This window comes from Crenobacter sp. CS_VA4 (assembly GCF_055597485.1).
The window spans coordinates 1-24,890 of sequence record NZ_JBVMAE010000011.1; the positions used below are offsets into that span (position 1 = coordinate 1).

General features: G+C 60.5%; 19 protein-coding genes and 1 pseudogene. 11 read left to right on the forward strand and 9 right to left on the reverse strand.

Going from position 1 to position 24,890, the window contains the following annotated elements:
- The first annotated feature begins 714 nt into the window (after positions 1–714).
- Both ACZ2IA_RS11925 and ACZ2IA_RS11930 read left to right on the forward strand, forming a co-directional pair.
- Positions 715–2,160, forward strand: coding sequence for a collagen-like triple helix repeat-containing protein (locus ACZ2IA_RS11925; RefSeq protein ID WP_470292804.1), 1,446 nt, complete (start codon positions 715–717; stop codon positions 2,158–2,160).
- An 81-nt stretch (positions 2,161–2,241) separates the two neighbouring features.
- On the forward strand, positions 2,242–3,909 hold the full coding sequence (locus ACZ2IA_RS11930; RefSeq protein WP_470292805.1) for a ShlB/FhaC/HecB family hemolysin secretion/activation protein: 1,668 nt from the start codon (positions 2,242–2,244) through the stop codon (positions 3,907–3,909).
- 138 nt (positions 3,910–4,047) lie between these two features.
- Here the strand turns inward: ACZ2IA_RS11930 and ACZ2IA_RS11935 are convergent.
- Both ACZ2IA_RS11935 and pdxR read right to left on the reverse strand, forming a co-directional pair.
- Positions 4,048–4,398 (reverse strand): annotated as a pseudogene (locus tag ACZ2IA_RS11935) (2-thiouracil desulfurase family protein); the annotation flags it as partial.
- Complete coding sequence (pdxR, locus tag ACZ2IA_RS11940; protein ID WP_470292806.1) at positions 4,395–5,885, reverse strand: MocR-like pyridoxine biosynthesis transcription factor PdxR; 1,491 nt, start codon at positions 5,883–5,885, stop codon at positions 4,395–4,397. The gene pdxR and the pseudogene ACZ2IA_RS11935, both read right to left, overlap by 4 nt.
- 92 nt (positions 5,886–5,977) lie before the next feature.
- On the opposite strand from pdxR, the gene ACZ2IA_RS11945 reads away from it, so the two are divergent.
- The 5 genes from ACZ2IA_RS11945 (at position 5,978) to ACZ2IA_RS11965 (ending at position 9,478) form a co-directional block, all read left to right on the forward strand.
- Entirely contained in the window at positions 5,978–6,430 is a 453-nt protein-coding gene (locus ACZ2IA_RS11945; RefSeq protein ID WP_470292807.1) for a rhodanese-like domain-containing protein, read from the forward strand.
- A gap of 16 nt (positions 6,431–6,446) precedes the next feature.
- Positions 6,447–6,620 (forward strand): hypothetical protein, encoded by a 174-nt coding sequence (locus ACZ2IA_RS11950; protein ID WP_470292808.1) that lies wholly within the window; start codon positions 6,447–6,449, stop codon positions 6,618–6,620.
- 83 nt (positions 6,621–6,703) lie between these two features.
- Positions 6,704–7,459 carry a GNAT family N-acetyltransferase gene (locus ACZ2IA_RS11955; RefSeq protein WP_470292809.1) on the forward strand — a complete coding sequence of 252 codons (756 nt, stop codon included), beginning with the start codon at positions 6,704–6,706 and terminating at the stop codon, positions 7,457–7,459.
- Entirely contained in the window at positions 7,456–7,902 is a 447-nt protein-coding gene (locus ACZ2IA_RS11960) for a GNAT family N-acetyltransferase (protein WP_470292810.1), read from the forward strand. The genes ACZ2IA_RS11955 and ACZ2IA_RS11960 overlap by 4 nt, the downstream gene beginning before the upstream one ends.
- A gap of 130 nt (positions 7,903–8,032) precedes the next feature.
- Positions 8,033–9,478, forward strand: coding sequence for a hypothetical protein (locus ACZ2IA_RS11965; protein WP_470292811.1), 1,446 nt, complete (start codon positions 8,033–8,035; stop codon positions 9,476–9,478).
- A 132-nt stretch (positions 9,479–9,610) separates the two neighbouring features.
- Here the strand turns inward: ACZ2IA_RS11965 and ACZ2IA_RS11970 are convergent, their stop codons facing one another.
- The 4 genes from ACZ2IA_RS11970 to gabT form a co-directional block, all read right to left on the reverse strand.
- A complete protein-coding gene (locus tag ACZ2IA_RS11970) occupies positions 9,611–11,074 on the reverse strand; it encodes a mechanosensitive ion channel (RefSeq protein ID WP_470292812.1) in 1,464 nt (487 codons plus the stop codon).
- A 557-nt stretch (positions 11,075–11,631) separates the two neighbouring features.
- Entirely contained in the window at positions 11,632–11,982 is a 351-nt protein-coding gene (locus tag ACZ2IA_RS11975; protein ID WP_470292813.1) for a BP74-related protein, read from the reverse strand.
- A 604-nt stretch (positions 11,983–12,586) separates the two neighbouring features.
- Positions 12,587–14,059 (reverse strand): NADP-dependent succinate-semialdehyde dehydrogenase, encoded by a 1,473-nt coding sequence (gene gabD, locus ACZ2IA_RS11980; RefSeq protein ID WP_470292814.1) that lies wholly within the window; start codon positions 14,057–14,059, stop codon positions 12,587–12,589.
- Between the two features lie 54 nt (positions 14,060–14,113).
- Positions 14,114–15,379: a 4-aminobutyrate--2-oxoglutarate transaminase gene (gene gabT / locus ACZ2IA_RS11985; protein WP_470292815.1), complete on the reverse strand. Its 1,266-nt coding sequence runs from the start codon at positions 15,377–15,379 to the stop codon at positions 14,114–14,116.
- Between the two features lie 316 nt (positions 15,380–15,695).
- Between gabT and ACZ2IA_RS11990 the strand changes: the two genes are divergently transcribed.
- Positions 15,696–17,789 (forward strand): FUSC family protein, encoded by a 2,094-nt coding sequence (locus tag ACZ2IA_RS11990; RefSeq protein ID WP_470292816.1) that lies wholly within the window; start codon positions 15,696–15,698, stop codon positions 17,787–17,789.
- 789 nt (positions 17,790–18,578) lie between these two features.
- On the opposite strand, the gene blaOXA is transcribed toward ACZ2IA_RS11990, so the two are convergent.
- The gene (gene blaOXA, locus ACZ2IA_RS11995; RefSeq protein WP_470292817.1) at positions 18,579–19,382 is read right to left on the reverse strand and encodes a class D beta-lactamase; all 804 of its coding nucleotides are present in this window, start codon (positions 19,380–19,382) and stop codon (positions 18,579–18,581) included.
- Positions 19,383–19,679: 297 nt separating this feature from the next.
- On the opposite strand from blaOXA, the gene ACZ2IA_RS12000 reads away from it, so the two are divergent.
- From ACZ2IA_RS12000 to ACZ2IA_RS12010, 3 genes are read left to right on the forward strand one after another with little or no spacing between them, the layout of a single operon-like run.
- The gene (locus ACZ2IA_RS12000) at positions 19,680–20,213 is read left to right on the forward strand and encodes an SLATT domain-containing protein (RefSeq protein WP_470292818.1); all 534 of its coding nucleotides are present in this window, start codon (positions 19,680–19,682) and stop codon (positions 20,211–20,213) included.
- Positions 20,210–21,580: a reverse transcriptase domain-containing protein gene (locus tag ACZ2IA_RS12005; protein ID WP_470292819.1), complete on the forward strand. Its 1,371-nt coding sequence runs from the start codon at positions 20,210–20,212 to the stop codon at positions 21,578–21,580. The genes ACZ2IA_RS12000 and ACZ2IA_RS12005 overlap by 4 nt, the downstream gene beginning before the upstream one ends.
- 29 nt (positions 21,581–21,609) lie before the next feature.
- Positions 21,610–22,431, forward strand: coding sequence for a hypothetical protein (locus ACZ2IA_RS12010; RefSeq protein WP_470292820.1), 822 nt, complete (start codon positions 21,610–21,612; stop codon positions 22,429–22,431).
- A 29-nt stretch (positions 22,432–22,460) separates the two neighbouring features.
- On the opposite strand, the gene ACZ2IA_RS12015 is transcribed toward ACZ2IA_RS12010, so the two are convergent.
- Both ACZ2IA_RS12015 and ACZ2IA_RS12020 read right to left on the reverse strand, forming a co-directional pair.
- Positions 22,461–23,699: a hypothetical protein gene (locus tag ACZ2IA_RS12015; protein ID WP_470292821.1), complete on the reverse strand. Its 1,239-nt coding sequence runs from the start codon at positions 23,697–23,699 to the stop codon at positions 22,461–22,463.
- A 9-nt stretch (positions 23,700–23,708) separates the two neighbouring features.
- Positions 23,709–24,824, reverse strand: coding sequence for a nucleoid-associated protein (locus ACZ2IA_RS12020; RefSeq protein ID WP_470292822.1), 1,116 nt, complete (start codon positions 24,822–24,824; stop codon positions 23,709–23,711).
- Positions 24,825–24,890 lie beyond the last annotated feature (66 nt).

Here is a 24,890-nt window from a genome sequence, read left to right on the forward strand (position 1 = left end):
GCCATGTGAAAGTAGGTCACCGCCAGACTCCCCATTCGCTTTGCAGCTCGGCTGCGAAGCACCCAAAGCCCCGGCTCATCGAGTCGGGGCTTTGTGCTTTAGCGCGTCATAAACTTACCGCCAGCCACCGTTCACGAACTCTCGATCGATCACCGCCTCCGCACTTGCGATTTGATCGCGGCACTATCGAGCAAATTGCCCCCAAACTCGGCCCAAGCCGTTGGATAAGCTTCCAGACGTCCGTTGTGCCGGCCACCGTTCGTCGGCGTTACTGCGGCGGGACGGGGCAGTTTGCCCTGGTTCATTCGACCTAGCTGTCGGTTTCTCCTTTGTTCTCCATCCATCGTCGTGAGGATGCCTTTGGTCGCTCATCTCGCTTCCTTGTGTGCGAAATCGGCTGCGCGCCGGAAGCATCGTCAAGACGTCATCAAATGTATCCGTGCTTGCTCTTGTCAGCGTTAATGTCATGACTTTGACTTCGCTGCAAGTGCGTACGGCATTCTAAGTCAGACGGTTTAAGAGTGGCCGGAAGGATGGTTCTCGGCAAAGCCAATGGCATTTTTTGATTGTTTGCTTTTCTCACCTGTCACAATCGCTTCAAAACATTTCATCGTCATCTCGATTGCTTTCCTTATTCGGTATTCCAGACTGTAAGTCAGCTGGCATCAATGGATGCTTATGTCACTTTCAGCATTTGGTGAAAAGGAGAGGGCAATGGAACGGATCAATCGGCAATGGCTGCTGGCGACTCTGTTGGCAGCGAGCCTGACGGGATGCGCATCGGGAAGTGGTTCGGCCGCGGGTGGAGTGAAAACGTCCGCGGCGACACATGGCGGCGTGACAGGTGGTGGTGGCAGCGACGGCAGCGGTGGTGGCTCGGCTGGTGGTGTGGCGGACGGCGGCGGCGCCGGCGGTAGCTCGGGGGGAGGGGGGAGTAACAGTGGCGGGTCGGGGAGCGGTGGTCCCGGCGGAAATGGGCCGGTAGCGGCTACCGATGCGCTGATCACGAATGCCGGTAAAAGCGGCGGTGCTACCGGTAGCGTGCTGTCGGCGATCGGCGACCAGATATCGTCGATAAGCCCGCCGATGCTGGGTAACGGCCTGCCGGCGGCGGTCGGCGCGACGGTGAGCGGTGTCGGCGCTACGGTCGGCGACGTATCGTCGGGGATCAACCAGGGGCTGGGCAAACTGACGACGACAGCTGACCCTCTGGGTACTACACTGGGGATTATTCCGGTCGCAGCTAATGATGCTGGCAAGGCGGTGTCGACGGCGAGCACTATCGTGGCGGCCTTGGCTACGACGCCCGGCGTCTCTTCGGTGCCGTTGGTGAGCCCGCTGCTGGGCACGGCAGCCGGTGCGGTCGATACGACCGGTAAGGTGGTGTCGAAAGTCGGGGGGCTGCTCGACGGGCTGGAGGGTTCCGCACCGGTAGTGGCGTTGACCACGGCCGGCAGTTATGTCGTCAAGCCGCTAGTTGGGACCGTGGCCGGGCTTACCGGCACGGTAGGACAGACTAGCGGCCTCGGGGCGCCGGTAGCCGGGCTGCTGGCGACCGTCGGCGGTGCCGTGGGGCAGGCCGGCGACACGATCGGTGCTGCCGGCCATGACAACCCGGTTGCCGGTGCTGCCGGCGGCTTGGTGACCGCGCCGGCCGGTGGCGCTGGCCTGCCGATTCTGGGTGGGCTGGGGGGCGCGAATCCCGTGTCCGGGCTGCCAGTAGTCGGCCCGGTGCTGTCCGGCGTGACGGGTGCTGCTGGCGGTGGTGCGGGCGGCTTGCCGATGGTCGGTCCGGTATTGGCTAGTGTTGGCGGAGCCGGCGGCGGTAGCGCTGGTGGTCTGCCGGTGTCGGGACCGGTGCTGTCCAGTGTGACGGGTGGTGCGGGCGGCTTGCCGGTGGTCGGCCAGGTATTGGGGGCGGTCCCCGGTGCAGCGGGTGGCAATGGAGCAGGGGCCGGCAACCTACTCGGCACGGTGACCTCGGCGCTGCCGATCGGTGGGCTGACCTCGGGTTTGGGTGGCGGAACGACGGGGAACGGCAAGTCGGGTAAACCGGGGAATACCGCTGCGGGGCAGGGGGCGCCGAATCCTTTGGCATCGCTGCTTGGCCCGGTGCTGACTCCGCTGGGCGGGCTTGGCGGGCTGACCGCACAAAAATAAACATGACGGCTGATGTTCCTCCGCGTGCTGGTCGACAGGACCAGTGGCGGGGGAACGCGCCATTCTGATCAAGGGGAGCGTGTGGTTCTAAGGTATCGCTACGTACCATGGCTGGTGCTGCTGTCGATCAACTGTGCGTTGGCCGATGAGCGGCCGGTGCGCGGTAATCCGCTCGACACGTTGCCACGCCCTGAGCTGATCCCGGGTTCGCGGGCGCTTCCCAGAGTAAACGAACCCGTCACTCCGCCGGTGCAGACGCAGACGTCTTCTTCTCCCGAACAGATCTCAATCGTGCCGCGTCATTACCAGGTACAGGGCATGAATGCGGTGCCGCTCAGCCTGGTGGCGCCGCGGCTGGCGGCCACGGCCGGCAAGCCGTTGACGCTGCAGCAGTTGGGAGTGCTGGCGGCTAGCATCACCGATGAATACAAGCAGCGCGGCTATGTGTTGTCGTACTGCTATGTGCCGGAACAGGACTTTGCCGATGGCAATGTGCGCCTGGTCGTGGTGGAGGGCTACGTCAGCGAGTTGAAACCAGACGGCAAGGCCGGCAATGCCGAGGCGATGGTACGGAAGGTGGCGGGGGGATTGCTTGACGAACGGCCACTGACGCGGCCGACGTTTGAGCGGGTCGCCGGCTTGCTGGCGACGTTGCCGGGGGCGCCGTCGACGGTGACGATCAACCCGCCGACCACCACGGACGGTGCGACGGCGGCGCAGATCGTGACCGACCGTGTGCCGTTCAGCAGCAGTGTGGCGCTGGAGACCAACCACCCGGGGATCCGCGGCACTCTGATCGCCACGCTGAATGGGATGACGCCGTTGGCCGAACAGACGGTGGTCAGCGTCTTGATCCCGAGCAACAAGGACCGGGAGCGTTACGTTGGTGTTCGCGAAACGGTGCCGGTGGCGGTGAACGGCTTGAAGCTGGTGGCTGACTACAGCGATTACCGCAACCGCTACGACGCGCTGGTGGCGACGCCAATCGGCGATTTTCAGCGCGAGGTGGTGCAGGAGAAGGTAAGTGTAGCGCTGAGCTACCCCTTGGTGGTCAGCGGCAAGCTATTGGTCAACGCGGCGCTGGGGGTGCAGGCGGCACGCGATTCCGACCGTTTCCACTTGCAGGGCGGCGATTTGGAGTTGGCGAACGATACGCACACCCGCGCGGCGACGCTGACCGTGGACGCGGTGCAGGCCACGGGGGCCGGCCGCAACAGCGCCAACCTGGCGTACAACCACGGCTTTGACACCGCCGGCGCATCGCGCCAGTCGTCGCAGGTAGATCTCGCTTATCAGAAGCTCTTGCTGGGGCTCGGCCGCTACGACGATTGGGGTAGCGGTTACAGCAGTCAGCTGTCGGGCGTGGCGCAGTTTAGCGACGATGTGCTGCCGTCGTCCGAGCAGCTGAGCTTCGGCGGCAACCGTTTCGGTCGGGCGTTCGACCCGGGTGCAATCGGCGGCGACAAGGGCTGGGCGGCTTCGCTCGAGCTGGCCAAGCGCTTCAGCTGGTCGGCCAACTGGTTGAACGACATCCAGGTTTATCTGTTTGGCGAACATGCACGCACCAGCTGGAACACACCGGGGATCGCCTCGGCCAGTATCGGCAGCGCGGGCATGGGAGCGCGGGTCAGCGACAGCCGCCACTATCTGGTCGACCTGTCGTTGTCCCACCCGGTGGCGGCGCCGGCCGGGCTGAGCGAGCGCTACAACGTGCGCTATAACCTGTCGTACAGCTACAAGTTCAACTAATCGGGCACGGTCAGCAGCGCGTCGAGCTGGTGCTCGTCGAACAGCGTCAGCCCCGCTTCGGCCAACGTTGCCGCGGCGACTCCCCCGGCCGGCGATCCGAATTCCACGGAAACTGCCGTCGTAGACGTTGCGGTGGCCACAGGACGGGCTGTCGGCCTTCAACAGTGCGCCCCGTGTCTGTTGCTCGCCGGCGATCAGCACTGCCTGCCGTGCGCCGGCGATAAAGGCCGCCGTCTGATCCTCTCCCGTTACCGTAATGACCCGGGCCGCACCGAACATCGCCGCTTCGCCGTCTCCCCCTTGCAGCTCGGCGGGCGGGCGCGGGGTCGGCAGGCCGCCCAGTTGCTCGGGACAGACCGGCACCAGCCGGAAGCGTTCGGCCAACTGTGCCAACTCGTCCTGTTGCAACGGCCTGCCCTGGCCGTCGTAGCGCACCGGTTCGCCGAGCAGGCAGCGGCTGATCAGCAGTGCGGGCTTTTCCATCTTCATCCCTTCAGTAACGGTGACAGCCAGCCGGCCAGCAAGCCGCCGGCGTGGCGAATCTCGGCCTCCGGGACACCGGCATAGCCCAGCACCAGGCCATGGCGTTTCGGCGTGCCGAGGTAGTGGCGCGCCAGCGGACGCAGGATCACCTTGTGGCGGTCGCCGACATCGACCAGCGCGTCCTCATCGCTGCCCGGCGGCAGCCAGGCGACCAGGTGCATGCCCGACTCGCCCGGCGACAGCTCGAGTCCGTGCACCAAGGCGGGGGCCAGGCTGTCGCGCAGGTACTGCTGGCGCTGCCGGTAGCACTCGCGCATGCGGCGGATATGGCGGGAGAAGTGGCCGCGGGCGATGAATTCGGCCAGCGCCGCCTGCAGCGGGTAGTGGCCCTCCGGGTAGCGGCGCGCCTGTGTGGTGCGGAACGGCTCGACCAGCGCCGGCGGCAGTACCAGGTAGCCGAGCCGCAGCCCCGGGTACATCACCTTGCTGAAGGTGCCCAGGTACAGCACCCGTTCGCTTTCGGCCAAGCCCTGCAGCGCCGCGACCGGTTGCGAGCTGTAGCGGAACTCGCTGTCGTAGTCGTCTTCGATGATCCAGCTTTGCTGCGCCTCGGCCTGTGCCAGCAGCGCCAGCCGGCGTGCCAGCGACATCGTCACCCCGGTCGGCAGCTGGTGCGACGGCGTGGTGTAGATCAGCCGCGGTGCCGGTCCCGGTGGAGCGAGCGCCGGGTTCATCCCCTCGGCGTCGACCGGCACCGGCACCACGTTTAGCCCGGCGTTGAGCAGGCTGGCCTGCGCGCCGCGGTAGCCGGGCTCCTCCATCCAGGCGGTGTCGCCAGGGTCGGTCAACAGGCCGGCGATCAGGTCGAGCGCCTGTTTCGCGCCGTTGACGATCAGGATCTGCTCGGGCTGGCAGCGCACCGAGCGCGACAGCTGCAGGTAGTCGCACAGCGCCTCGCGCAGCGCCGGCAGACCGCCGCCGTCCTGGTAGTTGAACCACTCGCTCGGTGCCTGGCGTTGGTGGCGTTGCAGCAGGCCCTGCCAGACGTCGCGCGGGAACAGGTCGAGCGCCGGCACGCATGGCGCGAACGCACCCGATTCGCCGATCGGCCCCTGGCTCTGCGCGAGCAGCCGTGCACCGCGTTGCGACAGGCTGGACGCGGTGGCCGGGCGGGAGGCCTGTTGCACCTGGCCGAGCGCGAGCCGGGCGACGAAAGTGCCGGCGCCATGGCGGGTTTCCAGAAAGCCTTCGGCCAACAACTGATCGTAGGCGGCCAGCACGGTGTTGCGGCCGATGCCGAGCGCGCCGGCCAGCGCCCGGCTGGCGGGCAGCGCGCTGCCGCCGGGCAGGCGGCCGAGCTGGATGCCGCCGCGCAGCAGCCGGTAGAGGCGCCGCTGCAGCGGCTCGTGGCCCGGTTCGGCGAGGCCGAGCGCCAGCGATTCGGTGATCCAGTCCGGCTGGGCCAGCCGTGTGCCTGAAAGTGGTTCTGTCATATATCGTCCGAGTGGCTCTTACCGGGGGACCGGTTTTTCCCTAGCCTAGCAGATATCCGAATTGAATTGTCTGCCACCCCCTAGGAGCCCCCATGACCACCGCCTCGCTGGTACTCGAATTCCCCGCCCCGGATGCCGCCGTGTCGGCCGATTTCATGCTCGCCAAGCTGCACTACCACGCCGACGCTTGGGATGTCGCCGAAGACCTGCGCAACGGCATCGACGCCATCGTGGTGGTCGACGCCCGCTCGACCGGGCACTACCACGCCGGCCATATCCCGGGGGCGATCAGCTTTCCGCACCGCACGATGGATGAGGTGAGTACCGCCGCGCTCGATCGCAGCAAGACCTACGTGGTGTATTGCGACGGCATCGGCTGTAACGGCTCGACCAAGGGCGCGTACAAGCTGGCGAAGCACGGCCTGCGCGTGAAGGAGCTGCTCGGCGGCCTGGACTTCTGGAAGCGCGACGGCCATCCGGTCGCGAGCGGTGACGAGCCGGGGCAGATGCCGCAAGCGGCGCCGGCGCTCGCCTGTGACTGCTGACCACCGGGAGACCATCATGCAGAGTTCCTATCCGGTTGCCGGCCCGCTCGCCCGCTTCGGCCAACCTTTGTTGAACGCGCTGCGTCGCCTCGGTGCGCTGTGGTGGCAGGGCATGCAGCGGCAGGCCCGCGAGCGTTGCCGCGACGAGCAGGAAGCGCTGGAGCAGCTACGCGACCGCTGGCGGCGTTGACCACTATGCCGTCCCGTTGCGGGGCGGCGAAGATCCCGCGGCGCCGAGCCGAGTTTCGGCGTCGCACCCACAAGGAAGAACCGATGAGCATCACTCTGTTGCAGATTCGCGAGCCGGCGTCGGAACCGAACGAATTCGGCCAGCCGCTCGGCTTGCCGGTGCCGGCCTGGCAGGGCGCGCCGCGCCCGCCGCGTACCGTGCTTAGCGGCCGCTACTGTCGGCTCGAACCGCTCGACCCGGCCCTCCACGCCGAATCGCTGTGGGCGGCGATGCAGCTGCCCGGCGCCGTGCGCAACTGGAGCTACGTGACCTACGGCCCGTTCGAACGGCTGGCCGACTACCGCGACTGGCTGGCGCAGATGGCCGCGCAGGACGACCCGCTGTTCTACACCGCCGTCGACGCCGAGACCGGCGAGGCGCTCGGCGTGGCGAGCTATCTGCGCATAGACCCGTCCGGCGGGGTGATCGAGGTCGGCCACCTGAATTTCTCGCCGCGGATGCAGCGCACCCTGGCCGCGACCGAAGCGATGTTCCTGATGATGGCGCACGCGTTCGCGCTCGGTTACCGCCGCTACGAGTGGAAGTGCAACGCGCTGAACAAGCCGTCGTGGCAGGCGGCGCTGCGGCTCGGTTTCCAGTTCGAGGGGGTGTTCCGCCAGGCGCGCGTCGACCGCGGCCGCAACCGCGACACCGCCTGGTTCTCGATCCTCGACGGAGAGTGGCCGGTGCTGCGCGACGCGTTCGAGCGCTGGCTGGCGCCGGACAATTTCGATAGTGGGGGGCGTCAGCGCACGGCGCTGTCGGCGTTGACCGCCGCCGCGCGGGAGGCACTGCCATGAGCGTCCATGTCCGCCCGGCCGGTTCGACCGACCTCGATGCGCTGGCCGTGCTGTTCGACCAGTACCGGCAGTTTTACCGTCAGCCGGCCGACCTCGCCGCGGCGCGGGCGTTTCTCGCCGCGCGGTTGACCGCGGGCGAGTCGCGGCTATTGTTGGCCGAACAGGGCGGCGAGCCGCTCGGCTTCTGCCAGCTCTACCCGAGCTTTTCGTCGATCGGCATGGCGCCGCTATGGATCCTCAACGACCTGTTCGTCAGCGCGGCGGCGCGCCGGCTCGGCGTCGGCCGGGCGCTGCTGCTCGCCGCCCGGACCATGGCCGAACAGCATGGTGTGCGCCGGCTGAAGCTGGCGACCGAGCAGGTCAACCTGCCGGCGCAGCGGCTCTACCAGTCGCTCGGCTGGCAGCGCGACGAGGTGTACCAGCATTACGGGCTGAGCTGCTAGGTCGGTCAGCCGCCCCATCAAGCTCCGCCGGCCGGGGCGAGAACTCGGCCGCCTGACGGAAGGCTTCGTCAAGCCCGCCAAGGCGGGGTAAAATTGGCGGTTTGCTTCTTGGCGCTAGGCGTTACCGACAATGAAACCCCATCCGAAAAACCGGCCGATCCAGGGCGACCCGTTCGTGCCCAATCGCTTCATCTTTGGCGATGCGGTGGATGACAAGGCGCTGGAGCCGTACGAATACGTGGTGCACACCGAGGTGCCGGCCTTCGTCTGCCGGCTGGTGGGCAACGACGAGACGCCGTTCACCGGCCGCGACGCCGACGGCTTTGCCAGCGTGGTGCTGTACGACGAGCAGGAAAACATCACCCACTACGTCTGCAACGAAGGCTTCAGGCTGTTCGACTTCAACTTCTGGGAAGAGCCGCTGCCGACCGCCGCCGAACTGCAACGGATCTGCGACGCGGCGATGGACGCGTATCGTCGTCTCAGCGCCGCCTACGCCGAGCGCGAGGCCGGCGTGAAGCAGCGCGAGTTCAAGGCCGGCCCGACCGAGCCGCTGCCGCCGGTCGAGCGCGCCAGCCGCATCAAGGCCCTGACCGAGCAGGCGCGCGCCGCGCTGGAAAAACCGCTGGAGAAGATGCAGCTCGCCGCCGCGGTGCAGATGGCGCTGTCCGGCGGCGACCAGGCGGTGTTCACCGAGGCGCAGCTGGCGCTGCTTACCGAACCGGCGGCGCGCGAGCTGCTGATCGGCACCGCGCGCGACTGCATCGCCTTCCCGGAGGTGGTGCGCGAGGACGGCATCATCGCCTCGTACGAGTTGTGGGCGCTGCCGTTCGCGCTCTCGCGGGCGCAGGGCGGTTTCTGGTGGCACTTCCCGCTGTTGGAACGGGTCGAGGCGGCCCTGGCCGAAGCGCTCGAGGTGCCGGAAAAGGCGGTGCTGTGGCTGTCGCCGACCGTGTTCAACGTCGACATGCTCAACGAGCGCGCCTGCCAGCAGCTGGTACACCTGGCGCCGGTGATGGACGCCGGCTGCGACTTCGCGCCGTCCGACCCGGATGCGTCGCGCGCCACCTTCGACGCGGCGAGCAAGACCGCCGAGCCGCAGCTGGTGTTGTGCTGGATTCCGTTCCTGGTCGAGCGTGGCACGCTGTCGCTCGAGCAGGCGCGGCTGTTCGGCCGCAAGGCGCTCGACGCGGCGATGCCGCTGGTGCAGCAGGCGATCGCCGCCGAGATGGAATACGGCGAGGCCGAGCTGTTCGCGCCCATGCCGTGGTGGGAGGCGCTGTCGGCCGGCGTGCGCGCCTGGAACCGCAAGCGCCTCGGCCTGACCGTGGCCCTGGTCGCCGGCCAGATCGGCGGCATCGACAAGCTCGAGGCGGTGGCCGAGTACCAGCCGGAGCAGACCGCGTTCAACGTGCAGATCGTCAACGCCGCTGACGGCGCACTGCTCGGCACGTCGCCGTGGCTGCTGGTGCCGGACGTGGCACCGGATCGCGAGTTTGCCTACAGCGACCTGGCCGAGTGCCTGGCCGAGGTCGGCATTCCGCTCAGCCATCGCGCCAGCCGCCAGCTGCACTGAGTTCGGTTTCGGCCAACGTGAAAAGGGCGCCCCGCGGGGCGCCCTTTGCTATGGTGGTTTAGCTTGGTTCGGCCAGCCCCATCGGCGTCGAAGCGTTCCCCTGGTCCGGGATCCCGCCGAGGCGGCAGACCATCACGGTTCCTTGCGCCACTTGCTCAGCCAATGCTCCATCTGCCGGCCGGCCGCTTCGCGCCCGCCGAGGCCGAAGGACAGCGCCACCGCGACGGCGATCGCGCCCAGTACCAGGCCGAAGGCGAGGTCGACGATCGCGTCGGCAATCCCCATCGCACGTAGGCCCATGGCGGTGACCAGACCGAGGATCGCCACCTGGGCGATGCGGGCCAGCCCCTTGGCACCCTCGCCGTTGGCACGGTAGATGCCATCGTAGGCCAGGTTGGCCAGCCAGAGGCCGACAAACAGGATGACCGAGCCGAGCAGTATCTGGCCACCGAACTGGATGAAATTGCTCACCAGCTCCCGCACGCCGGTGAACCCCAGCCGGTTCGCGGCCTCGGCCGAGGCGAACAGCATCGCGAAGAACAGCACCAGCTTGCCGAGCAGACCGGAGAGTTTGAGGTCACCGGAAAAGGCCTTGGCGATGCCGATCCGTTCCGGAATCGTGTCGATGCCCAAGCCCTCCGCCAGACTGGTGAGCAGGCGAGCCACGAATCGCGCCACATAATAGGTCAGGGCCAGGATGACGGCGGCGGCGATGATGTTCGGGATTGCTGCCATGAACATGCCCAGCATCTGCCTGGCCGGGTCCGAGATGGCGTGCATTTGCAGCGCGTCCAGCGCCGCGATCAGTGCCGGTACGAACACGAAAATATAGACGACGGTGCCGACGAGCTTCGACAGCCCCATACGGCCCGTCAGCCCGGCCTGTTCGCCGAGCTTGTCCACCTCGCCGGCGCTCAGCAAGTTGCCGACCAGATCGCGCAGCAGCCTGGCGACCAGCCAGCCGACCACGCCGATGGTCAGCGCCGCGAGCACATTGGGCAGGATGCCGAGCAGCTTGTTGAGCATCGCCTGGAACGGTTCAAGCAGCCCGTGTAGTTGCAGCGCCTCCAGGATGGTCGGAATGAACAGCAGGATGATCAGCCAGAACAGCACGTTGCCGACATGGCTACTCATCGAGCTTACCCGGGCTTCCGTGCCTAGCCTCTTGTCGAGTCCGGTCGTGCTCAAGGTCCTGGTCACGACAGCGCGGGCCACGGTACCGATCACCCACGCCAAGAGTGCCAGCAGCAGCGCGGCGACGATGCGCGGCAGAAAGCCGAGAGTCTGCGTGATCAGCGTGTTGAATGGCTCGGAGGCGCGCTCCAGGTGCACCGAGTTGAACACGGCGACGAGCGTGATCAGTAGGATCAGCCAAAACAAGATCACTGCGATATAGCGTTCCAGATCCACATTCAGATTGGCCTTGTTCTTGAGCCAGTTGTTCAGTGTGATGGCCGACAGCCCCTTCAGTGCACTCGCGCGCACCGTTACCGCCACCAGCCAGCCGATCACAAAAATGCCCACCGCCCCGAGCACGCTGGGGAGATTCTGGCCCAGGCTGCTCTGGATTGATTGGAGTAGGGGTGTCAGATCCATCGAGCGCTCCTTTGCCTTGAATGACTGCAGCCGCCCGGCGAATGAAGGGCGGGTATGCCAGTTTTCAAATTAGCAGGGCATTCTCGATGACACCAGCCGCTAATGGGCGGCGGTAAAGAGGGGACTGGCCTTTTTTCGCAATTGCCGGATCGGGCATTGATAATTGCGCGCAATTTATAAACCGGAGAGCGTAAGTCGACCAGGGTGAATCAAGGCTAGGGAAAGGAGGTCGGCGATGCCGCTCCCAAGGAGAGGTCATCGCGGGGTTGCGGTGGTTTTATATTGGTTGTCGTGCATTGCCGCCGGGTAATAAATGCCGACCTTTTGTCCTGTAGCTATTTGACTTTGCATTTGTCTAGGCTAGGGATGCGGCGGCAGGCCTGTGTTTTGTCGGGGAAGTCCTTTGCCGGCCGCTTAGGCTACCGCCGTGTATCGGCGCGACGGATCGAAGGCGGGCCTTTCCCGTGCGGCCATTGAAGCAATAATGCCGGCCCCCAAGTTCGAGCCGGCATTGTCATGACCGCCTTCTTGGCAGGGGCTGAGGGGCGGGCTCGGGATCAGCCCTTGGTCACCTCGCGGACCAGCTTCGAATCCCAGGGGCACCAGTGGCAGCCGGGCAGAAACGCGCCGCAGGCCTCGTCCAGGCGGTCATCGGCGTACTGCATATTCGCGTCACACACCTCGATCGCCTGCGTGAAGAAACTGATCGTGGCCGGGTCGTGGTAGAAATCCCAGTTCGGATTGTAGGGGGCCTTGCTCCTGTTAATCTGGCCCTTCACATGGACTTCGTTTGTTTCTTTCCCGGACAGAATTCTCAGGGCTTGGTCAATCATGCGCTGGTCGGTTAGCTCGAAGATGAATTCCTGCCCGGGCTGTTGCATGAACGAGAAATAGCGTGGTGCGGCCATGTCAAATATCCTAATCAGGGGGGCAATTGAACGGTGTGCATCGTATTTAATCTGCCCGCTGCTCTTTTAATGCAACAGAGCAAACCGCAGCCTAGGGGATTGGGCTGTGAAGAAAGAATAGACAGGGTTTTTCGCCGTCGCAAAGGGAGTGTGCTATTTGCCGTTTCATCGAGCGATACGGTTGGGACAGTTGGTTGAATTTCGCCACTGTCGATCAGTAGAAACACTGGGCGTATTGGTTTGAAATCGGGGCTGTATTTATTATTGCCGTTTTGCCTGGTTATAGTCGTGCACGGTTGCGACAATATTAAATAAGGGTTGGGTGTAATAATCGCGTTGCGTTTGTTAATACTGCTGATCAATGCAGGAGCAGCGCCTTCGGTGAGATGGGCCACCGGCCGGTTCGAGCGATAGACAAGGCTGCACGACCCACCGCGCTGCCGGGTGTTAAGCCGGCGCGCGATGGGGCCTGGTCGGCGAGATCGCTGTAGAGGGGCGCCGGTCAGGTCCCTGCTTGCGCAGTTAACTGGGGCAAAAAAAAAAGCGGGCCGGAGGGGGACTCCGGCCCTAATTCGCTTTACGCGATGCACGCCAACCCTGCTACTTACCGGTCGAGACCGGCGAGACACAGATACTTGATTTCCAGATAGTCTTCGATGCCGTACTTCGAGCCTTCGCGGCCCAGGCCCGACTGCTTCACGCCGCCGAACGGTGCCGCCTCGTTGGATAAGAGGCCGGTGTTGGCCGCGACCATGCCGTACTCCAGCCCCTCGGAGACGCGGAAGATGCGGCCGACGTCGCGGGCGTAGAAGTAGCTGGCGAGGCCGAACTCGGTGTCGTTCGCCAGCGCGATCGCTTCCTCTTCGGTTTTGAAGCGGAACACCGGTGCGAGCGGGCCGAAGGTTTCTTCGCGGGCGACCTTCATCGCGGCGGTGACGTCGCGCACCACGGTCGGCTCGAAGAAGCTGTGGCCGAGCGAATGCGGCTTGCCGCCGGCGACCAGCTTGCCACCCTTGGCCAACGCGTCGGCGATGTGCTCCTCGATCTTCTTCACCGCGTTCAGGTCGATCAGCGGGCCCTGGGTCACGCCGGCTTCCAGGCCGTTACCGACCTTGAGCTTGGCGACCGCGGCGGAGAACTTCTCGACGAAGGCGTCGTAGACGCCGTCCTGTACGTACAGGCGGTTAGCGCAGACGCAGGTCTGGCCGGCATTGCGGTACTTCGAGATCATCGCGCCCTCGACCGCGGCGTCGAGATCGGCATCGTCGAACACGATGAACGGCGCGTTGCCGCCCAGTTCCATCGACACCTTCTTCACCGTGGTGGCGCATTGCGCGATCAGCTGGCGGCCGACCTCGGTCGAGCCGGTGAAGCTGAATTTCTTCACCAGGTCGTGGCCGGTCAGCACGCCGCCGATCGTGGTCGAGCCGCCGGTCAGCACCGAGAACACCCCGGCCGGGATGCCGGCGCGTTCGGCCAGCACCGCGATCGCCAGCGCCGACAGCGGGGTCTGCGAAGCCGGGCGGACCACGATGGTGCAGCCGGCGGCCAGCGCCGGGGCGGCCTTGCGGGTGATCATCGCGTTCGGGAAGTTCCACGGCGTGATCGCCGCGCACACGCCGATCGGCTCCTTGGTGACCAGGATGCGGCGGTCGCCCTGCGGTGCCGGGATGGTGTCGCCGTACAGGCGCTTGCCTTCCTCGGCGTACCACTCGATATACGAGGCGCCGTAGGCGATCTCGCCCTTGGCTTCGGCGAGCGGCTTGCCCTGCTCGACGGTGAGGATCTTCGCCAGGTCTTCCTGGTTCGCCATCATCAGGTCGAACCAGCGGCGCAGCAGCACCGAGCGTTCCTTGGCCGATTTTTTCTTCCACAGCTTGAACGCGGCGTGCGCGGTCTCGACCGCGCGGGTCGCTTCGGCCGCGCCCATCTTCGGCACGCTGCCGATGATCTCGCCGGTGGCCGGGTTGTTGACGGCGATGGTCTCGCCGCTGTCGGCGTCGCTCCATTCACCGTTGATGTAACACTGGAAGCGCAGCAGCGACGGGTCGTTTAGTGTCAGTTTGGATTGGCTCATTTTCATCTCCATCCGTGGCGCTTCGGGCTTGGCCGAAGCGCCGGGTAACATCAATCAGGCTTTCAGCGCGGCTTCCAGCTTGGCGAGCGCCTCGTCGAACACCGCGTCTTCGATGGTCAGCGGGAACAGGAAGCGCACCACATTGCCGTACACGCCGCAGGTGAGCAGCAGCAGGCCGGATTCCAGGGCCTTGGTCTGCACCTTCTTGGTGAAGTCGGTGTCCGGCTCGTGGCTGCCCGGCTTGTTGAACTCGACCGCGACCATTGCACCGGGGCCGCGCACTTCGGCGATCTGCGGGATGGCTTTCTTCAGGCCGTTGAGCTTTTCCTTCAATAGGTCGCCCAGGCGGTTGGCGCGTTCGACCAGCTTTTCTTCCTGGATCACCTGGATCACCGCTTCGGCGGCGGCGACCGCCAGCGGGTTGCCGGCGTAGGTGCCGCCGAGGCCGCCCGGGGCCGGCGCGTCCATGATCTCGGCGCGACCGGTCACCGCCGACAGCGGGAAGCCGCCGGCCAGGCTCTTGGCCTGGGTGATGATGTCGGCGGCGACCTTGTAGTGATCCATCGCGAACAGCTTGCCGGTGCGGGCGAAGCCGGTCTGCACCTCGTCGGCGATCAGCAGGATGCCGTGCTTGTCGCACAGCGCGCGCAGCGCTTCGACCCAGTCGGCCGGTGCCTGGTAGAAGCCGCCTTCGCCCTGCACCGGTTCGAAGATGATCGCGGCGACGCGAGCCGGGTCGACGTCGCACTTAAACAGCTTCTCGATGCCGACGAGCGAGTCGGCGGTCGACACGCCGTGCAGTGCGTTCGGGAACGGGGCGTGGAAGATCTCGCCCGGGAACGGGCCGAAGCCGACCTTGTACGGCACGACCTTGCCGGTCAGCGCCATGCCCATCATGGTGCGGCCGTGGAAGCCGCCGCCGAAGGCGATCACGCCGCTGCGGCCGGTGGCGGCGCGGGCGATCTTGATGGCGTTTTCTACGGCCTCGGCGCCGGTGCTGAAGAACGCGGTCTTCTTAGCGAAGTTGCCCGGGGTCAGCGTGTTCAGTTGTTCGGCCAGGCGGATGTAGCTCTCGTACGGCACCACCTGGTAGCAGCTGTGGCTGAAGCTCTTCAGCTGCGCTTCGACGGCGGCCTGCACCTTCGGGTGCAGGTGGCCGGTGTTGAGCACCCCGATGCCGCCGGCGAAATCGATGTAACGCTTGCCTTCGGTGTCCCAGATTTCGGCGTTCTTCGCCTTGTCGGCGAAGAAATTACACATTACGCCAACACCACGCGGGGTCGCGTCGGCCTTGCGTTGCAGCAGTTCTTGCGGGCTCATGGGGGTCTCCTCAGATATCGTGTTTTGCTCTGGCCTCGGGGGCGAGTCCTGTGCCCCGGTCGTGAAAATATTCTACGACATGTCTAGAAAAAAGCTACAGCCATTTTAAAAAATTAAACACTTGCCGCCAAACGGTGTGGCGCGGGTGTGATCGGGGCCGTCCATTCACGGTATTTGTCATAGGGCGGGCCTCCGGTAAAACCCGGCGAGGCCTCGTCCTGTGAGCGGCACCAAGCCTGGCCAGATCGGCTGCGGCCCGTCCGCCGGCTGCGCTACAATTGGCAGGCTGGCCCACTTCAAGTCGACCCCAGATCCCATGCTCGATTCCGTCGCGATCCGTCGTTTCCTCTACAGCCAGCACTTCTTCACCGCTCTTCGGATGACCGTCGGCATCGTCGCGCCCGCGGTGGTGCTGATGATCGGCTTCGACCAGATCGCCATCGGCATGGCCTGCGCGATCGGCGCGCTGTGCGTCGGCCTGATCGACGTGCCCGGACCGTTGCGGCGCAAGCACCGCGAGATGCTCGGCTGCGCGCTGATCGTGTCGCTGACGGCCGGCTGGACCTTGCTGGGTCTCGCTCATCCGGCCCTGCTCTGGCCGACCGTGCTCTTGATCAGCTTCGCCGGCGCGTTCGCGGTGGCGTTCGGCCAGAAGGCGTCGGTGATCGGCCTGAACGCGATGCTGGTGATGGTGATCGGCATGACTCAGCAGGGGCCGCTGCAGCAGCAGCTGGGCTATCTCGCCGCGCTGACGCTCGGCGGCCTCGGCTACACCTATTACAGCCTGGCGGTGTGCCAGTGGCTGCGCTACCAGATGTGGCAGCGTGCCTTGGCCGAATGCCTGTTCGCCACCGCCCGCTATTTCGACCGGCGCGCCGACTGCTACGACCCGGCGGTGCCGCTCGACGCCTGCTATCGGGAGCTCTTGGCCGCGCAGATGGTGGTCGAGACCACCCAGCAGAACGCGCGCGACCTGGTGCTCAACGCGATGGCCGGGCGTGACCCCGAGCGCCTCGGCGCGCGCCGCTCGCGCCTGTTCAACCTGTTCATCGACGTGATCGACCTGCACGACATGGTGCTGGCGGCGCAGACCGACTTCGGCCTGCTGCGCGCGCATTTCGCCGACGGCGACACGCTCGACTTCCTGCGCGACCTGATGCAGAAGACCGCGCTCGACGTCGAGGCCTGCGCCGAGGCGGTCGGCAACAGCCGGTTGTCGCGCTCGCGCTACAGCGTCAAGGCCGAGCTGCGCGCGCTCGCCTACGACATCGACGCGGCGCGTGCGGCCGGCTTGCCCGAGCGCGCGCCGGAGGCGTTCGCCGCGCTGCTGACCAGCCAGCAGCGCGTCTCGGTGATCAGCCGGATGATCGGCAAGCTGCACGACGACACCGGCGCGCTGACCAACACCACCGCGCTGCCGGTCGACGAGGTGGTCGCCCGGTTTCGCAGCGAGAGCGATTTCGGCTTCTCGCGCACCTCGCTGTCGTTCGCCAGCTCGGCCTTGCGCTACGCGCTGCGCTTCACGCTGGCGATGGCGGCGGCGCTCTTCGTCAGCCGCGATCTGATGCCCGGCGGCCACGGCAACTGGATCCTGCTGACCGTGCTGGTGGCGCTGCGGCCCGGCTTCGGGCTGAGCCGCCAGCGCGGCCGCAGCCGGCTGCTCGGCACGCTCGCCGGCTGCGCCGCCACCGTGCTACTGCTGCTGTTCGTCCACGATCAACGGGTGCTGTTCGGGCTGATGATCGTCAGCCTGTGGCTGAGCTTCGGGCTGATGCAGCTCAACTACCTGGCGAGCGTGTTCTTCACCTCGATCGAGGTGCTGCTGCTCTATCACTTCCTGGTGCCGTCCGAGATGGCGCTGATCGGCGAGCGCGCGCTCGACACGGTGATCGGTGCGGCGATCGCCGCGGTGGCGAGCTGGCTGTTCCCGTTCTGGGAGTCGCAACTGGTCGTGCCGCAGCTGCGCCAGGTGCTCGACGCCAGCCGCCGCTACCTCGCGACCGCGCTGGGTCCGACCGAGCCGGACAACCTCGACTACCGGTTGCTGCGGCGCGAGACGCTGACCGCGCTGTCGACGCTGTCGGCCACGCACGAGCGGATGCTGCTCGAGCCCCTGTCGAAGCGGCGCGCCGAACACGCGCTGAGCGAGTTGATCCTGAAGAGTTATTTATTGGTATCGCAGATCGCCGCGCTGACGCATCTGTTCAACGCGCTGCCGGCGCGCCGCGGCGAGCCGGAGGTGCGGCGTTGCGTCGACGCCGCCGGGCAGCTGCTGCTACGGCTCGAGCAGTCGGGCAGCGCGCCGGTCGACGACGGGCCGCCGAGCCGCGACGCCGGCCTGCGCGCGCTGCAAGAGGCGACCCGCGAGATCGCCGAGCTGGCGCAGCGGATCCGTACTGCGCCGGTGTAGTGCTTTCGGCCGACGTTGGTGAGGACTGTAGCTGCGCCGGTCCCGCCCGGCGGGGCGGGATACTTTCTTTTGCTTCGCCAAAAGAAAGTATCCAAAGAAAAGGCGACCCCACGACGCCGGCCCGCTGACGCGGGCTGCCCTGCGGGCGCCACGGCCAACGGGCGGCTGCGCAACTCGCGCCGGCTGAAGCCGGCACTCGGACAGTGCTCGCCGACTACCCCCGTTGGCCGCGTCGTCCTCGGCGGCGTCGAAGGGAAAGGGATGGCAGTAGGTAGCCGTCGTGACGGGGCGGGAAAGTCAGGGGGTGTTGGAGCGATTGATGGTTGTGGATAAAGGCTGAGATCGACGGCTTGCTGTGGATAAGGGTAAAGGTTGGCCGAAAGACCTCGCCTTCATCTCTGTAGGACGGATTCGGCCAACGTTGATGTAGTAGCTGCCCTGAGCCCCATCGCGGTTTTGAATCTTGGCGTTCAGTGTCGCTGCAATCATCCTGCCCATCCCCCTTTGCGCTGCCGAGCGATCGTCAAGCGGCCAGGTTTTAAGCCGCCGCTTGTTCGAGTGCCGCGACGTTAGCGCGGCGCGAGTTCGGCGGCGCCTGGCCGCTTGGCAGGCGCGAGGGAAGCCGAAGGCCAGTGCATCGGGGTCGTCTTTCTTTGGGTACTTTCTTTGACGAAGCAAAGAAAGTACCTCGCCAGTCGGGCGAGACCGACAAAGGCCACCTTTCACACCAACGTTGGCCGAAGACGTGATGGGTTATGGCGCAAGCGCCTTTATCCACCCTAAGCACTATTAATGGACCAGCCCATCCGCCAAGGTCGGTAGCTCCTTCAAGAAGGCGTCGCGTGACCGTACTCCGGCTGTGCCTGGCTCTTTTCTGTCGTCCTGAATGAGGCGCGCAAACACTAACGAGCGATCACCTTTTTTCGCCCAGCCGACGAACCAACCATAGGGGTGAGCTTCATCGAAAGTGCCATTCGCCAGCCTCGGATAGGCCATGCCGGTCTTGCCCTGGGCCTCCCATCCGCCAGGCAGCGAGGTCTTTTCCACGACCTTGAACGTCATGTCCAAGGCATGGGGCGTGACGGGCAGCTCGCGGTTGACCAGTCTCCTCAGGAAAGCGATCTGCTCCAATGGCGATATCTTCAATGAAGAGCTGATCCAGCTGCGCTCAAGGCCATTGCTCTTGCCCGGATCGCCCGAGAAATCGGCGTTGCCATAGCCGAACGCGGTCGCGTACTGCTGCAGGCGGCGCTCACCAAGGGCATGGGTGATGCGCTGCGAGAACCACACGACCGAATATTTCAGCCAGCGCACCGCATCGGTCGGCTGACGCCAGTTGTCGCCGCCCCAATCCGGGTCGCCGGCGCGGAACGGCAGAGTCGGCGTATGTTCGTCTTTGAGAAATCCCGAATCGAACCCCATGACGCTCAGGGCGATCTTGAATGTCGAGGCGGGTGTGTATCGTTCGCTGCACTGCCCCTGCTGCAACAAGAGGCGGCCAGTCTTGGCATCGGCAACAGCGGTGCAAATGGTCTTGGCCTGAATCGACGAGGCAAAACAGCCTGCGGCCGCTATAAGGTAGCAGAAGCACAACCAAAATTTCTCAATTGAGTTACGGCGCGACGTGGCAAGAATATTTCTTGCACGTCGCGCTTTACATTGGTGGGCCTCCTGCTTCGCCCTCTGTCGGTTGACGCCTCCTAGTTAGCCCACATACAGCTCAAGTCAGATATAATGCCAATGGGAAGGGCGGGATCCTCCTCTTACGTAAGTAAGGGCGGCTCTGATAAATAACGGCGCAAGCCGTTGGGCTTCGGCCCACTGATCCCACCAGGGATGTTTAATAATTCTCAAACTCACTCGCTCTTCCCATCCGCTTGGAGATAGTCTGTGCACGACAAGGTCTGGTTCACCTACAAGGCTCGCATTGAGGCGCACATTCGCCTTTCTTGGCTCGATTTTCACTCTCAGCTTTTGCTCGTTTGGTACGCGATCTTGAGTGCAACCCTTGGCGTGCTAACTATCAGGTATCCACACATTCTTGGCAAAGACACAGATGTGGCATCGACTGTACTTTCCATTGCACTTCTTGGAATATCCATGGCAGTTGCCAACCGCGACTTCCGAGGGCGCTCCATTGCAATGCGCAAAAACTACCTCGATCTACAGCGCCTGTATGATCAACTACACGCGAATGGCTCAATTAGCAGTAGTGATCTTGAGCGCTATCATGATTTGTTGTCCGCCGTCGAGAATCACAAAGAAATTGACGATAAGATTTTCCGCACCTTAAATGCGAAGTCGCTTACGACACGTAAGCCTACTTGGCTTGAGATTTTAGAGGCGCGACTCTACTTGATGGCCAGGATAGCAATAACGCTGTCGCTTTATTTGGCCCCATTGATCTTGTGGTGGTTGGTTTGAGTGCAGCTAAGATATTTAATAAAACATTCGCGCTGCGCAACCTGAGAAAACTATACCTTGATAAGGTTATTCAGTCGAGTGCGATTGGAATAGATCGAATCCGACCATATAAGCTCGAGCCCATCCTGAAGGCCGAAATTGATGTAATAACGTCAAAGGTTCACGCGGGGACCTACAAATTTACCGCATTCAAAGAAAAACTGATCTCGAAGGGACAAAATGTCCCTCCACGTCTCATCTCTATTCCCACAGCTCGCGACCGGATAGTCCTGAGAGCCTTGTGTGACTTCCTTGGCCAGGTATTCCCCGAGGCCTCAATGGCGCTACCACAAGCTTCAATCGACTCGTTGCAAGGCGCACTTGCTAGCGGCAAGTACGCTGAATACATAAAAATCGACCTCAAAAATTTCTATCCCTCGATTCCTCACTCTGTAATTTTTAATGCGCTCAAGAAGAAAATTCGGAAGCCACAAATATTGGCGTTGATAAAGGCTTCAATTGAGACTCCCACTGTTCCAGAAAGCAAAGGAAGCAAGGGGAGTAAGCCTAATGTCATCGGTGTTCCACAGGGTCTGGCAATATCAAATGTCCTAGCGGAGATCGCCCTTCTATCTATCGATAGCCGCTACAAAGCCAGAACTGATATTTGGTATAGTCGCTATGTTGATGATATTTTAATTCTTACTCCCGCAGGCGCAGCCAATGAAATTGCTGATCAAGTGTTAGCAGCCCTAAGCAGCCTTGGTCTCACGCCCCATAAACCTGACATCCCGGGTTCAAAATCTAAGATTGCACAGCTTTCAGAGTCATTTACTTTTTTGGGCTATGAAATCAATGGTGGTTTTGTCTCAATCCGACGAGAAAGCATTCTTAAGTTTGAATCATCGTTAGCAAGCATATTCACTGCATACAGACACAAATTAGCTAGAGCGAGAGGGCCGGCAGACATGGTTGCGGCAATCTCCCTTTGTCAGTGGAGATTAAACCTACGCATTACGGGCTGCATATTTGAAGGGCGAAGGATGGGATGGGTTTTTTATTTCTCGCAAATCACGACAACAGATCGCCTTCGGGCCGTTAATAAAACGATTGAAGTTATGATTCGCAGATTTGGCCTTAAAGGATTAATACAGCCAAAATCTCTAATTAAAACTTACTACGAAAGTAAGCGAAAAGATAAAACATCCCACAAGTACATACCCAATTTTGACTCTATGTCAGTGGACGACCAACGTGCCGTGCTATCGATTATACTCGGCGCTGCGAAGATTAAAAAATTAAGTGATAAGCGCATTTCGGAGCTATTTAAAATGCGTATTAGTGCTGCTGTTCGCGAGTTGGAAGCTGACTTGTCGGGGGTTTCGTGAGGTTTTAGTGCTTTCCTGTATGGTAGGCAATGCTTAAGAACAAGCATCAGATATCTGATAACCCTGAAGATGGGTATGCCATCAGTAGGCAAAAAATTGAAAGCGCTTGCAACATGAAATATATACTCATTGCTGTTATTTCTGTTTCAATGATCTGGGAAATGAGTCTGCACAATGATGGGTTGCTGCTCAATCTTTACAGAATGGGTGTGGGAACTTCAATGTGGGGGTGTGCGACTTTAATTTTATTTGATTTTTTCTTGGCAATTATCAAGAAAAACTCGCCTTTTATGCAAGCATTTTATGAAACAATAAAAAGTGACTTAATAATATGCGGGGTATTGGGTGCAAGCATTATTGCCATTAATTATCTCGCCCCATCCAAATATAGCTTCTTAAACTTTGATGTAGCGGGGCTTGGCGTTCCATTTTTTCTTTATGGAATTTCTGCCATGTTAAAATGTGGGAAACTATCAATAGCCGGGAGAAAAATTTCACAGAAAACAATACTGATCATGTCGCTTTTGTTCTTGCTGGCGTATGTTGGTTCATTCTACGTTTGGTGGCAAATATTAAACAATGCTTTCACACCGGCCAAATCACTTTGGTATCAAATAAGTATTTTGTGCACAGCAATTTTTGTATTTACCGAATCAAATAGGATGAAATTCTATCTTGAAAAAGAAAGGATTGAGGCGTCACCAGTTTTGCTAAAATTACTATCCAGCTTCAAAAGCACAACAGGCATGTATAAGCAAACAGCCATAGCTTCAGAGCAATGGAACAAGGAAGTGCAGAAGCTTAAGCGAGAAGAACGGAAATCAAGAAAAAGCAAAAACAAAAGACGATAAGTACCACGGACTATATTATGTAGCGCAACTCAAAGATAACTGGTCAGCAAGGTAATAATGTGCCGTGCGTAGCTTAGAATTTCATTCCCATATTTGTCGTGTGTAACATATACAGTACCGAGCAATGGAAATAATGCAATAAATCCAAAGACAATAAATGTAATGCTCAATGCAAATCCTTGTTTTCTGATTTTTCTCTTTGCATCAGTAACTGGCGCTCTCAATCTCTTCGGGAATGAATCGAGCTTCTCATCGTATTGTCCAAATATTATATTAAAACTTCCACGTAGCCGATCAACTTGCAGCCATTGATTTAGAAGAACACCAACAAAGACAACTGTAACCACACACAGCCCAATTGCAATGACAATGAACTCTTCAAGGGTCTTGGCCCCGCGCAAAAGTATGATTGCGCCAAGAGACACTGGAAGAGCTAGCAACTTGCCAGCAATATCACCTAAAACTCCACTTAGTTTAGTTGCATGATCTATTTCTGCAGACGCGATTTCTTTTCTAATTTTCTCAAAGGAGTATTGATGCAGAAATGCTTGAAAATTGTGGCGGTATTTGCGTAGCACTTCTTTCCATTGCCTCGTGAGATGGGTAAAATTATTTACCCCTTCCTCTGCAGTAGAAAGGACTTCCGCAATGGCTATTTGAAGAATCATCCTGCGCTCTTCAACATGAATCAAATCTCTTCTTGAATCAGAAATCAATGCTCGCAACAAATTCAAATGTGGTATGGGTTTATCCAGAATCTCTCGATCAACTTTTGTACGTACTGTGAATGTTTTGGATGGTGACTTGCCGTCTGCAGCTAAAACAAAAACAAGTTTATTTACACCGCCTACTCCTGAATCTGAAGAGTTTTCGCTGGCCAGCACTGAAAGTAACCTGATAAATTCACAGCATTCTGTTAGATTTTTTATCTCAGACGGAATATTTTCATCTTGAGAGTAAAAATCGATATCACATATGTAGTACTGACCGGGAACGACTCCGAACTCTATGGAAGGCGATGCCTTAAGAAATTCGGCCAACGATGAGTGGAATCTTCCATGCTCGGATCCAGGTAACGAAAATTCAACATCCACTGTGCTTCCAGTAATGTTTCGTACTGAAAATACACCAAAATGTTCTGGTAGACTCTCCATTTCATTCAGGAGAGCGATTACTTCTTCGGAGACAGTTCCTTCATAAGAAAAGCCCCCCTGTTCTACAGGGGGTTTTCCTAATTTTCTGTATAATTCGACTACTTGGTGAAACATCTTTCGCCCTTAGTCGCCAGCTCGAGACTGTATTTCTGCTTCAATTGATTTGACTAGTTGATCAGTCAGGGAGCTGATAGTTAGAGTTTTACTGTCCTTATTGTAGCAAATAATAGAGTCAGGGGTAGTTCCCAATATCTGCTGTTCGAACTGAATCGCCCAATTTCCAGCATCGGCCTTAATTCTTATTTTCTTTTTCAAGGTTGATTCGTGCACGGAAAACTGAGCTGGAACCTGATTCTGCTCGTTATTCAAAAATTCCTTCAATTGCGCAATATTTTCTTGTTCTTCTGCGGGAACGCAACTGCTTGCAGCATGGCAAATTTCATCAAGTGACGCGTTCTCTCCCGTTGCAAGTTTTTTTTGCAAGTAAGTCACGACAGCATCACGAGCCCTGGTTCTATATTTTTTCAAGGCCGATTCGGAGAAATATTTCTCAACTGCTTTGATCGCATTCTGAGTTGCACGAGAGGATGCAATACCTTTTGTACATCCCAAAGCCTTCACAAAATATCCAGATGCTTGATTATTCCTGCCCTGTCCCAGAAAACATAAGTATGTAAGATCGACATCATCTTCATCTTGTTCATCGATAGCGGAAGGAAGGTTACTTACCTCTGAATATCGCGACAAATTAATTCTTGCAGCTTGATGCACCTTCGTTAAATCAATTTCTGTTATTTCAATTGGAACATAGTCTTTATTAAGACTGACTCCGCCTTTCTGCTTAATCATTGCCACTACGGTAAATGGGGTGGAGTCATTGTTATATTGGGCAACTAAGATATGTCCACCAGTCGAGAGAGATTCATCTTTCGCCTGAGTAACAAGTTCGTCCAATGCCGTATGACTAAGCAGCAAAAAGGAATTCTGGTCAGTAATATTAGCGGTGTAGGTATCAAAGGTCGCGGGGAACGGCCCTTGCCGCATGTCATCACCAAATTGACCGTATGAAACTGCATTCCCGGCCTTTCCCAAAAGGCGGACCACTCCTGTAACAAGGGAAATGACAGCAGGAAGTTCGCTATCTAATAACACTTCTTTCTTTACTACTTCAGTGACGTCTGATGTGTTTGCTTCTTTTGTAAAACTGTGAATCACGGCATGCAGCAATTCGAAAGCCATACTTCTTCACTCCATTGAATAATCCTGCATCAAAATATTACATCAGCATGCTGTGTTTTTGAAGCT

What these genes read in the sequence shown, in the direction of transcription:
- ACZ2IA_RS11975 (WP_470292813.1), bottom strand. Translation starts at nt 11,982, where the DNA reads ATGGCCGCACCACGCTATTTCTCGTTCATGCAACAGCCCGGGCAGGAA.
- ACZ2IA_RS11950 (WP_470292808.1), top strand. Translation starts at nt 6,447, where the DNA reads ATGCAGAGTTCCTATCCGGTTGCCGGCCCGCTCGCCCGCTTCGGCCAA.
- ACZ2IA_RS11955 (WP_470292809.1), top strand. Translation starts at nt 6,704, where the DNA reads ATGAGCATCACTCTGTTGCAGATTCGCGAGCCGGCGTCGGAACCGAAC.
- ACZ2IA_RS11970 (WP_470292812.1), bottom strand. Translation starts at nt 11,074, where the DNA reads ATGGATCTGACACCCCTACTCCAATCAATCCAGAGCAGCCTGGGCCAG.
- pdxR (WP_470292806.1), bottom strand. Translation starts at nt 5,885, where the DNA reads ATGACAGAACCACTTTCAGGCACACGGCTGGCCCAGCCGGACTGGATC.
- ACZ2IA_RS11960 (WP_470292810.1), top strand. Translation starts at nt 7,456, where the DNA reads ATGAGCGTCCATGTCCGCCCGGCCGGTTCGACCGACCTCGATGCGCTG.
- ACZ2IA_RS12010 (WP_470292820.1), top strand. Translation starts at nt 21,610, where the DNA reads ATGCTTAAGAACAAGCATCAGATATCTGATAACCCTGAAGATGGGTAT.
- gabD (WP_470292814.1), bottom strand. Translation starts at nt 14,059, where the DNA reads ATGAGCCAATCCAAACTGACACTAAACGACCCGTCGCTGCTGCGCTTC.
- ACZ2IA_RS11965 (WP_470292811.1), top strand. Translation starts at nt 8,033, where the DNA reads ATGAAACCCCATCCGAAAAACCGGCCGATCCAGGGCGACCCGTTCGTG.
- ACZ2IA_RS12020 (WP_470292822.1), bottom strand. Translation starts at nt 24,824, where the DNA reads ATGGCTTTCGAATTGCTGCATGCCGTGATTCACAGTTTTACAAAAGAA.
- ACZ2IA_RS11990 (WP_470292816.1), top strand. Translation starts at nt 15,696, where the DNA reads ATGCTCGATTCCGTCGCGATCCGTCGTTTCCTCTACAGCCAGCACTTC.
- ACZ2IA_RS11945 (WP_470292807.1), top strand. Translation starts at nt 5,978, where the DNA reads ATGACCACCGCCTCGCTGGTACTCGAATTCCCCGCCCCGGATGCCGCC.
- ACZ2IA_RS12015 (WP_470292821.1), bottom strand. Translation starts at nt 23,699, where the DNA reads ATGTTTCACCAAGTAGTCGAATTATACAGAAAATTAGGAAAACCCCCT.
- gabT (WP_470292815.1), bottom strand. Translation starts at nt 15,379, where the DNA reads ATGAGCCCGCAAGAACTGCTGCAACGCAAGGCCGACGCGACCCCGCGT.
- ACZ2IA_RS11925 (WP_470292804.1), top strand. Translation starts at nt 715, where the DNA reads ATGGAACGGATCAATCGGCAATGGCTGCTGGCGACTCTGTTGGCAGCG.